The 8741-nt window shown below is 60.5% G+C and carries 9 protein-coding genes; 3 read left to right on the plus strand and 6 right to left on the minus strand.

Annotated elements, in window-relative coordinates; genetic code table 11:
* The 6 genes from DBR24_RS32335 to mreB form a co-directional block, all read right to left on the minus strand.
* Window positions 1-196, minus strand: a 196-nt coding sequence (locus DBR24_RS32335) for a hypothetical protein (RefSeq protein WP_371921297.1), incomplete at its 3' end; no start/stop codon positions are given.
* A gap of 75 nt (window positions 197-271) precedes the next feature.
* Window positions 272-1729, minus strand: coding sequence for a ribonuclease G (gene rng / locus DBR24_RS15655; protein WP_064119353.1), 1458 nt, complete (start codon window positions 1727-1729; stop codon window positions 272-274).
* 57 nt (window positions 1730-1786) lie between these two features.
* Window positions 1787-2383 (minus strand): nucleoside triphosphate pyrophosphatase, encoded by a 597-nt coding sequence (locus DBR24_RS15660; protein WP_123464641.1) that lies wholly within the window; start codon window positions 2381-2383, stop codon window positions 1787-1789.
* A 37-nt stretch (window positions 2384-2420) separates the two neighbouring features.
* The gene (mreD, locus tag DBR24_RS15665; protein WP_123464639.1) at window positions 2421-2912 is read right to left on the minus strand and encodes a rod shape-determining protein MreD; all 492 of its coding nucleotides are present in this window, start codon (window positions 2910-2912) and stop codon (window positions 2421-2423) included.
* Window positions 2912-4057 (minus strand): rod shape-determining protein MreC, encoded by a 1146-nt coding sequence (gene mreC / locus DBR24_RS15670; RefSeq protein WP_128615215.1) that lies wholly within the window; start codon window positions 4055-4057, stop codon window positions 2912-2914. Before mreC ends, mreD begins: the two co-directional genes overlap by 1 nt.
* A 141-nt stretch (window positions 4058-4198) precedes the next feature.
* The gene (gene mreB, locus DBR24_RS15675) at window positions 4199-5236 is read right to left on the minus strand and encodes a rod shape-determining protein MreB (RefSeq protein ID WP_002555108.1); all 1038 of its coding nucleotides are present in this window, start codon (window positions 5234-5236) and stop codon (window positions 4199-4201) included.
* Window positions 5237-5447: 211 nt separating this feature from the next.
* Between mreB and gatC the strand changes: the two genes are divergently transcribed.
* The 3 genes from gatC to gatB form a co-directional block, all read left to right on the plus strand.
* Window positions 5448-5735 carry an Asp-tRNA(Asn)/Glu-tRNA(Gln) amidotransferase subunit GatC gene (gene gatC, locus DBR24_RS15680; RefSeq protein ID WP_007901429.1) on the plus strand — a complete coding sequence of 96 codons (288 nt, stop codon included), beginning with the start codon at window positions 5448-5450 and terminating at the stop codon, window positions 5733-5735.
* Between the two features lie 16 nt (window positions 5736-5751).
* Entirely contained in the window at window positions 5752-7203 is a 1452-nt protein-coding gene (gene gatA / locus DBR24_RS15685; protein ID WP_007961566.1) for an Asp-tRNA(Asn)/Glu-tRNA(Gln) amidotransferase subunit GatA, read from the plus strand.
* A gap of 146 nt (window positions 7204-7349) precedes the next feature.
* Window positions 7350-8741, plus strand: a 1392-nt coding sequence (gatB, locus tag DBR24_RS15690) for an Asp-tRNA(Asn)/Glu-tRNA(Gln) amidotransferase subunit GatB (RefSeq protein WP_128615217.1), incomplete at its 3' end; no start/stop codon positions are given.

Consider the following 8741-nt stretch of genomic DNA (forward strand, 5'->3'; position numbering starts at 1 on the left):
CTTCCAGCTCACCGATCTGCAGCGGCATGCCCAAAGCCGCACTGGCCTTGTCTTCGATGTCGGCGCGATACTCGGCCACCAGCGGGGTCAGCTCACGGCCAAGACTGACGTACAACGCCATCAACACCAGAACCAACGCGCACAGGCCCAATCCCCAACGGGTGAGCACGGCCAGAATGCGTGTCAGACGCTCCATGTCAGTTGGCTCCCATGGCGAAAATACTGCGAAAAGCTGAGGCCAGCCGCGGTGGATTGAATGTGACGCAGGTGATCAGAGCAGCACCACGTCGTATTGTTCCTGGGAATACATGGTTTCCACCTGAAAGCGTATGGTGCGCCCGATGAACCCTTCAAGCTCGGCGACGTTACCGGATTCTTCGTCGAGCAGGCGATCGACCACTTTCTGGTTCGCCAGCACTCGATAACCCTCGGCCTGATAGGCGCGGGCCTCGCGAAGAATCTCGCGGAAGATCTCATAACAGATGGTTTCCGCCGTCTTCAGTTTGCCGCGCCCCTGACAACTGCTGCACGGTTCGCACAATACCTGCTCAAGACTTTCACGGGTACGCTTGCGAGTCATCTGCACCAGGCCCAGCTCGGTGATGCCGATGATGTTGGTCTTGGCGTGATCGCGCTCCAGCTGTTTTTCCAGGGTGCGCAGCACCTGGCGCTGATGCTCTTCGTCTTCCATGTCGATGAAGTCGATGATGATGATCCCGCCGAGATTGCGCAGGCGCATCTGCCGTGCAATCGCCGTGGCCGCTTCGAGATTGGTCTTGAAGATGGTTTCTTCCAGATTGCGATGGCCGACGAACGCCCCGGTGTTCACATCAATGGTGGTCATGGCTTCCGCCGGATCGACCACCAGATAACCACCGGACTTCAACGGCACCTTGCGCTCGAGGGCCTTCTGGATTTCGTCTTCGACGCCATACAGATCGAAAATCGGTCGCTCGCCCGGGTAGTGTTCCAGACGATCGGCGATTTCCGGCATCAGTTCGGCGACGAACTGCGTGGTTTTCTGGAAGGTTTCCCGCGAATCAATGCGGATCTTCTCGATCTTCGGATTGACCAGATCACGCAGGGTGCGCAATGCCAGGCCAAGGTCTTCGTAGATCACGCTCGGTGCAGCGATGGTTTTGATCTGCTCGTTGATCTGATCCCACAGACGGCGCAGGTAACGGATGTCCATGAGGATCTCGTCGGCACCGGCACCTTCGGCGGCCGTGCGCAGAATAAACCCGCCCGCCTCCTTGATCCCTTCCTTGGCCACACAATCGCTGACCACCTGCTTGAGGCGCTCGCGCTCGGCTTCGTCTTCGATTTTCAGGGAAATGCCAACGTGGGCGGTGCGCGGCATGTAGACCAGATAGCGCGAAGGAATCGACAACTGTGTGGTCAGGCGCGCGCCCTTGGAACCGATCGGGTCCTTGGTGACTTGCACCACCAGACTCTGGCCTTCGTGCACCAGCGAACTGATGCTCTCCACCGCAGGCCCTTCACGCAGGGAGATTTCCGCCGCGTGAATGAACGCGGCACGGTCCAGTCCAATGTCGACGAACGCTGCCTGCATGCCCGGGAGTACGCGGACAATCTTGCCTTTATAGATGTTGCCGACGATCCCGCGTTTTTGCGTGCGCTCGACATGCACTTCTTGCAGCACACCGTTTTCGACCACCGCCACGCGCGACTCCATCGGCGTGATGTTGATCAGAATCTCTTCACTCATGGCAGGATCTCGTTCAGGCATGTTCACGATAATGGCTGCATCTTTTGTGTACGACGCTTATTGCGCATTCAGGTTTTGCCAACAGGGTATGCCGAAATGGTCCAACAGTTCTGCGGTTTCGCAAACGGGCAGGCCGACCACCGCCGAATAGCTACCGTTGAGGCCGGCGACAAACACCGCGCCAAGCCCCTGAATGCCATAGCCACCGGCCTTGTCCCGGGGTTCGCCGCTGGCCCAATAGGCGGCGGCTTCGTCGCGACCGATCGGCCGAAACCGCACCAGACTGCGCACCACCCGCGACTCGCAGCGCTCGCCTTCGCGCACGGCGATCGCAGTCAGCACTTCATGCTCCTTGCCAGACAACATCATCAGCATGGCGCATGCATCGGCTTCGTCCACCGGTTTGCCAAGAATTTTGCCGTCGAGCACCACTGCGGTGTCGGCGCCCAGGACGCAGAACGCTGCGTCGGAAACGACCGTGCACTGCCCGGCCTCGGCCTTGCCGCGCGCCAGGCGCTCGACATAAGCCGAAGGCGATTCTTCGGGTAGCGGGGTTTCGTCGATGTCCGCGCTGATGGCGGAGAATGGAACGCCGATCTGCGTGAGCAATTCACGGCGACGCGGCGATCCGGAGGCGAGGTAAAGCGGCTTCATCAAAACATCTCCCTGTTCAGTGCCCTGCTTCACCGGATCAATTGATTTTGTAGCGGCGGCGCAATCCACGCAGAGCAAAGCTGACCCACGGCCAGAGCAAGGCACTGACCAGTGCCGGAAGGACCAGCGCAAGGGTCGGCTGACGGTTGCCGGTCAAGGCACTGAGCCACAGCTGGACCAGTTGCGCGAGGCCGAAAATCACCAGGATCACCAGGCACTGCTGCCACATCGGGAACATCCGCAGGCGTTGCTGCAATGACAGCACCAGAAAGGTGATCAGGGAAAGGATCAAGGCGTTCTGACCGAGCAGGTCGCCCTGCAGCACGTCTTCGGCCAGTCCCAGGCAGAACGCCGTGACCATGCCCACCGTATGCGGCAGGTACAAGGCCCAGAACGTCAGAAGCAAGGCCAGCCATAGCGGGCGCAGGATCTCCATGAAGATCGGCAATGGCGACACGCTGAGCAATATGCCGACGACAAACGTCAGCCAGACGATCCAGCCGTTACGCGATGCGGTAGCCCCGACCATTATTCTTGCCTCCCGGTGGTTGCCGGCGCGGTGACAGGCGGTTTGGCCGCCGGTCGAGCAGCAGGCTGATTCGCCGGTGGTTTACCGGCGGCCGGTGTGGCGGCCGGTGGTTTTGCAGGCACTGGCGGCTTGCTTGCTGCGGGTTTGGCCGGCGCAGCGCTGGCGGCCGGTGCAGCCGGTGCAGCCGGCGATGTCGCAGGCGTTGTTGCGGCAGCCGGCGGAGTAACGGCTTTCGGCACTGTCGTTGGGATCACCGGGCCACCGCCCTGTGCATCAAGATTTTCCTGCGCCTGCGCTGCGTCGTTGGCACGCTCTTCGGCGGTGCGGTTGTCGCTGAACACCAGCAACATGTAGCGGCTGCGGTTCAGTGCGGCCGTCGGTACGGCGCGGACAATGGCAAACGGCTGGCCGGAATCGTGAATCACTTCTTTCACGGTGGCGACCGGATAGCCCGCCGGGAAGCGCTGGCCAAGGCCGGAGCTGACCAGCAGATCGCCTTCCTTGATGTCTGCCGTATCGGCGACGTGACGCAATTCCAGTCGTTCAGGGTTACCGGTACCGCTGGCAATCGCCCGCAGACCGTTGCGGTTCACCTGCACGGGAATGCTGTGGGTACTGTCAGTGAGCAGCAGGACACGGGAGGTGTAAGGCATCAACTCGACCACCTGCCCCATCAAGCCGCGGGCATCGAGCACCGGCTGACCGAGCACCACGCCGTCGCGCTCACCTTTATTGATGATGATGCGATGAGTGAAGGGGTTGGGGTCCATGCCGATCAACTCGGCCACTTCGACCTTTTCGTTGACCAGTGCGGAGGAATTGAGCAACTCGCGCAGCCGCACGTTCTGCTCGGTGAGGGCGGCAAGCTTTTGCATGCGGCCCTGCAACAGCAGGTTCTCGGTCTTGAGTTTTTCGTTTTCGGCAACAAGCTCAGTGCGGCTGCCGAACTGGCTGGCAACACCTTCCCACAGGCGACCGGGCAGGTCAGTGATCCAGTAGGCATCCATCAGCACCAGCGACGCTTGTTTGCGCGCAGGCTTGAGCAGATCGAAACGGGCATCGACCACCATCAGCGCGACCGACAGCACGGCCAGCACCAACAGGCGCACACCCAACGAAGGGCCCTTGGCGAAAAGCGGTTTAATAAGCCGCTCCTCCCAGGCAAATGTTCTGTTTATTCATACGGCATCAAACCGGCCTGGATGAAGACTGACAGAAGATAAACGCCAACAGGCAGCACTGCAAAGTGCTGCCTGCGCGCTCACCCACGTATTGCACTCGGCGACTTATTCGCTCGAGAGCAGGTCCATGGTGTGTTTATCCATCATTTCCAATGCACGGCCACCGCCGCGAGCAACGCAGGTCAGCGGGTCTTCGGCAACGATCACCGGCAGACCGGTTTCCTGGGCCAGCAACTTGTCGAGGTCACGCAGCAGCGCGCCACCACCGGTCAGCACCAGGCCACGCTCGGCGATGTCCGAAGCCAGCTCCGGCGGCGATTGCTCCAGGGCGCTTTTCACAGCCTGAACGATAGTGGCCAGGGACTCTTGCAGAGCTTCCAGCACTTCGTTGGAGTTCAGGGTGAATGCGCGTGGAACGCCTTCGGCCAGGTTGCGACCGCGAACGTCGACTTCGCGAACTTCGCCGCCCGGGTAGGCCGTACCGATTTCCTGCTTGATGCGCTCGGCCGTCGATTCACCGATCAGGCTGCCGTAGTTGCGGCGCACGTAGGTGATGATCGCTTCGTCGAAGCGGTCGCCGCCCACGCGGACGGATTCGGCATAGACCACACCGTTCAGGGAGATCAGCGCGATTTCAGTGGTACCACCACCGATATCGACAACCATCGAACCGCGTGCTTCTTCAACCGGCAGACCGGCACCGATCGCAGCAGCCATTGGCTCTTCGATCAGGAATACTTCACGGGCACCGGCACCAAGGGCCGATTCACGGATGGCACGACGCTCCACCTGGGTGGATTTGCATGGAACGCAGATCAGCACACGAGGGCTAGGCTGCAGAAAACTGTTTTCGTGAACCTTGTTGATAAAGTATTGCAGCATCTTTTCGCAGACGCTGAAGTCGGCGATTACGCCGTCTTTCATCGGACGAATGGCAGCAATGTTGCCCGGCGTACGGCCGAGCATGCGCTTGGCTTCGGTGCCGACAGCAACGACACTTTTCTGGTTACCGTGTGTCCGAATGGCCACAACCGATGGCTCATTCAGGACGATACCGCGCTCGCGCACGTAAATAAGGGTGTTGGCAGTGCCCAGGTCAATGGAAAGATCGCTGGAAAACATGCCACGCAGTTTCTTGAACATGGGAAAGGGACCCTAGGCAACGCGTGGGTAAAAAAGTGCGGCAAACTCTAACAACGACAGGGATTTTGGGCAAGGCGCCAATATGTTAAATTGGCCGCTTTTCTGTGCACCAAGCCCCACAATCGCGGCCTTATGACCGTAGAAGTGCGGTAGTGTTCCGACAATCTAACACACGGACGCCGTCCGTTCTGTTTTCCACTGGAGAATCCCGATGGCGCTAGAACGCTCCGACGTGGAAAAAATCGCTCATCTGGCCTGCCTTGGCCTCAATGATGCCGATCTTCCGCACATTACTTCCGCCCTCAACAGCATTCTCGGGCTGGTCGACGAAATGCAGGCCGTCAATACCGACGGTATCGAGCCTTTGGCCCACCCGCTGGAAGCCAGTCAGCGCCTGCGCGCCGACGTTGTGACCGAGACCAATCACCGCGAGGCCTACCAGTCCATCGCACCAGCGGTCGAAAACGGCCTGTATCTGGTTCCGAAAGTCATCGACTAAAGGGAAAGAGCCTGCAATGCATCAAATGACTCTGGCCGAGATCGCCCGCGGTCTCGCCGATAAAAAGTTTTCCTCCGAAGAGCTGACCAAAGTCCTGCTGGCGCGTATCACCCAGCTCGATCCACAGCTCAACAGTTTCATCAGCCTCACCGAAGAGCTGGCGCTCGAGCAGGCGAAAGCCGCCGACGCACGCCGGGCCAACGGTGAGAGCGGCGCCCTGCTCGGCGCGCCGATCGCTCACAAAGACCTGTTCTGCACCCAGGGCATTCGCACCAGCTGCGGCTCGAAGATGCTCGATAACTTCAAGGCCCCGTACGACGCCACCGTGGTCGCGAAACTGGCCGCTGCCGGTGCCGTGACTCTGGGCAAGACCAACATGGACGAATTCGCCATGGGTTCGGCCAACGAGTCGAGCTGGTACGGCGCGGTGAAAAACCCGTGGAACCTGGAACACGTACCGGGCGGCTCGTCCGGTGGTTCGGCGGCGGCGGTTGCCGCTCGTCTGTTGCCTGCGGCCACGGCCACCGACACCGGCGGCTCGATCCGTCAGCCGGCGGCGTTCACCAACCTCACCGGCCTGAAGCCGACCTACGGTCGCGTGTCGCGCTGGGGCATGATCGCTTATGCCTCCAGCCTCGATCAGGGCGGCCCGTTGGCACGCACCGCCGAAGACTGCGCGATTTTGTTGCAAGGTATGGCCGGGTTCGACCAGAACGACTCCACCAGCATTGATGAGCCGGTTCCGGATTACTCCGCCAGCCTCGGCGATTCGCTGCAAGGCCTGCGCATCGGCGTGCCGAAGGAATACTTCAGCGCCGGTCTCGACCCGCGCATTGCCGAGCTGATCCAGAACAGCATCAAAGAGCTGCAGAAGCTCGGTGCGGTGATCAAGGAAATCAGCCTGCCGAACATGCAGCACGCGATTCCTGCGTACTACGTGATTGCGCCGGCAGAAGCCTCCTCGAACCTGTCGCGTTTCGACGGCGTGCGTTTCGGCCATCGCTGCGAGAACCCGGAAAACCTGATCGACCTGTACAAGCGCTCCCGTGGCGAAGGCTTCGGCCCTGAAGTGCAGCGCCGGATCATGGTCGGTGCCTACGCGCTGTCCGCCGGTTACTACGATGCCTACTACCTGAAAGCGCAGAAGATTCGTCGTCTGGTGAAGAACGACTTCATGGCGGCCTTTAATGAAGTCGACATCATCCTCGGCCCGACCACGCCGAACCCGGCCTGGAAGCTCGGCGCCAAGAACAGCGACCCGGTCGCTGCCTATCTGGAAGACGTCTACACCATCACCGCCAACCTCGCGGGCCTGCCGGGCCTGTCGATGCCGGCCGGTTTTGTCGACGGTCTGCCGGTTGGCGTGCAGTTGCTCGCGCCGTACTTCCAGGAAGGTCGCCTGTTGAACGTTGCCCACCAGTATCAGTTACACACTGACTGGCACACCCGCACCCCGCAGGGGTTTTGAAACTGCTGCGCTCGGTAATGCTGCGTTGAAAACTGGCTCGTAATGCTCATTGACTAACGTCAACTCCGCTTACTCGCCAGTTTTCGCCTTGCCTTACCTTCGCTCGCAACGTTTCAAAATCCCCAGCAAAAGGCTAGGAGACACACATGCAATGGGAAGTCGTGATCGGGCTGGAGATTCACACTCAGCTCACCACCCGGTCGAAAATCTTTTCCGGTAGTTCCACCCAGTTCGGCTCCGAGCCGAACACCCAGGCCAGCCTGATCGACCTGGGCATGCCCGGCGTGTTGCCGGTGCTGAACCAGGAAGCGGTGCGCATGGCGGTGATGTTCGGTCTGGCGATTGACGCCGAGATCGGTCAGCACAACGTGTTCGCCCGCAAGAACTACTTCTACCCGGACCTGCCGAAGGGCTACCAGATCAGCCAGATGGAATTGCCGATCGTCGGCAAGGGCCACCTGGACATCGCCCTGGAAGACGGCACGGTCAAACGTGTCGGCATCACCCGTGCGCACCTGGAAGAAGACGCCGGCAAGAGCCTGCACGAAGAATTCAACGGTGCCACCGGCATCGACCTGAACCGTGCCGGCACGCCGCTGCTGGAAATCGTGTCCGAGCCGGACATGCGCAGCGCCAAGGAAGCCGTGGCTTACGTCAAGGCGATCCACGCGCTGGTGCGTTACCTGGGCATCTGCGACGGCAACATGGCCGAAGGCTCGCTGCGTTGCGACTGCAACGTCTCGGTACGTCCGAAAGGCCAGGTCGAGTTCGGCACCCGCTGCGAGATCAAGAACGTCAACTCGTTCCGCTTCATCGAGAAGGCGATCAACTCCGAGATCCAGCGTCAGATCGAGCTGATCGAAGACGGCGGCAAAGTGATCCAGCAGACCCGTCTGTACGATCCGAACAAGGACGAGACCCGTCCAATGCGTTCGAAAGAGGAAGCCAACGACTACCGTTACTTCCCCGATCCGGACCTGCTGCCGGTGGTCATCGAAGAGTCGTTCCTGGGCGAGGTGCGCGCCACCCTGCCAGAACTGCCACCGCAAAAACGCGAGCGCTTCCAGAGCCAGTTCGGTCTGTCGGCCTACGACGCCAACGTGCTGGCCACCAGCCGTGAGCAAGCGGATTACTTCGAGAAAGTCGCGGCCATCGGCGGTGACGCCAAACTGGCAGCGAACTGGGTGATGGTCGAGTTGGGCAGCCTGCTCAACAAGCAAGGCCTGGACATCGAAGATTCGCCAGTCTCCGCCGAGCTGTTGGGCGGCATGCTGCAGCGCATCAAGGACAACACCATCTCCGGCAAGATCGCCAAAGTGGTGTTCGAAGCGATGGCCAATGGCGAAGGCACTGCGGACGAGATCATCGAAAAGCGCGGCCTGAAGCAAGTGACCGACAGCGGCGCGATCTCGGCGGTGCTGGACGAAATGCTCGCGGCCAACGCCGAGCAGGTCGAGCAATACCGTGCTGCAGACGAAGCCAAGCGCGGCAAGATGTTCGGTTTCTTCGTCGGTCAGGCCATGAAAGCCTCCAAAGGC

It is taken from the genome of Pseudomonas sp. HMWF006, from assembly GCF_003061205.1.
GTDB lineage: Bacteria > Pseudomonadota > Gammaproteobacteria > Pseudomonadales > Pseudomonadaceae > Aquipseudomonas > Aquipseudomonas monsensis.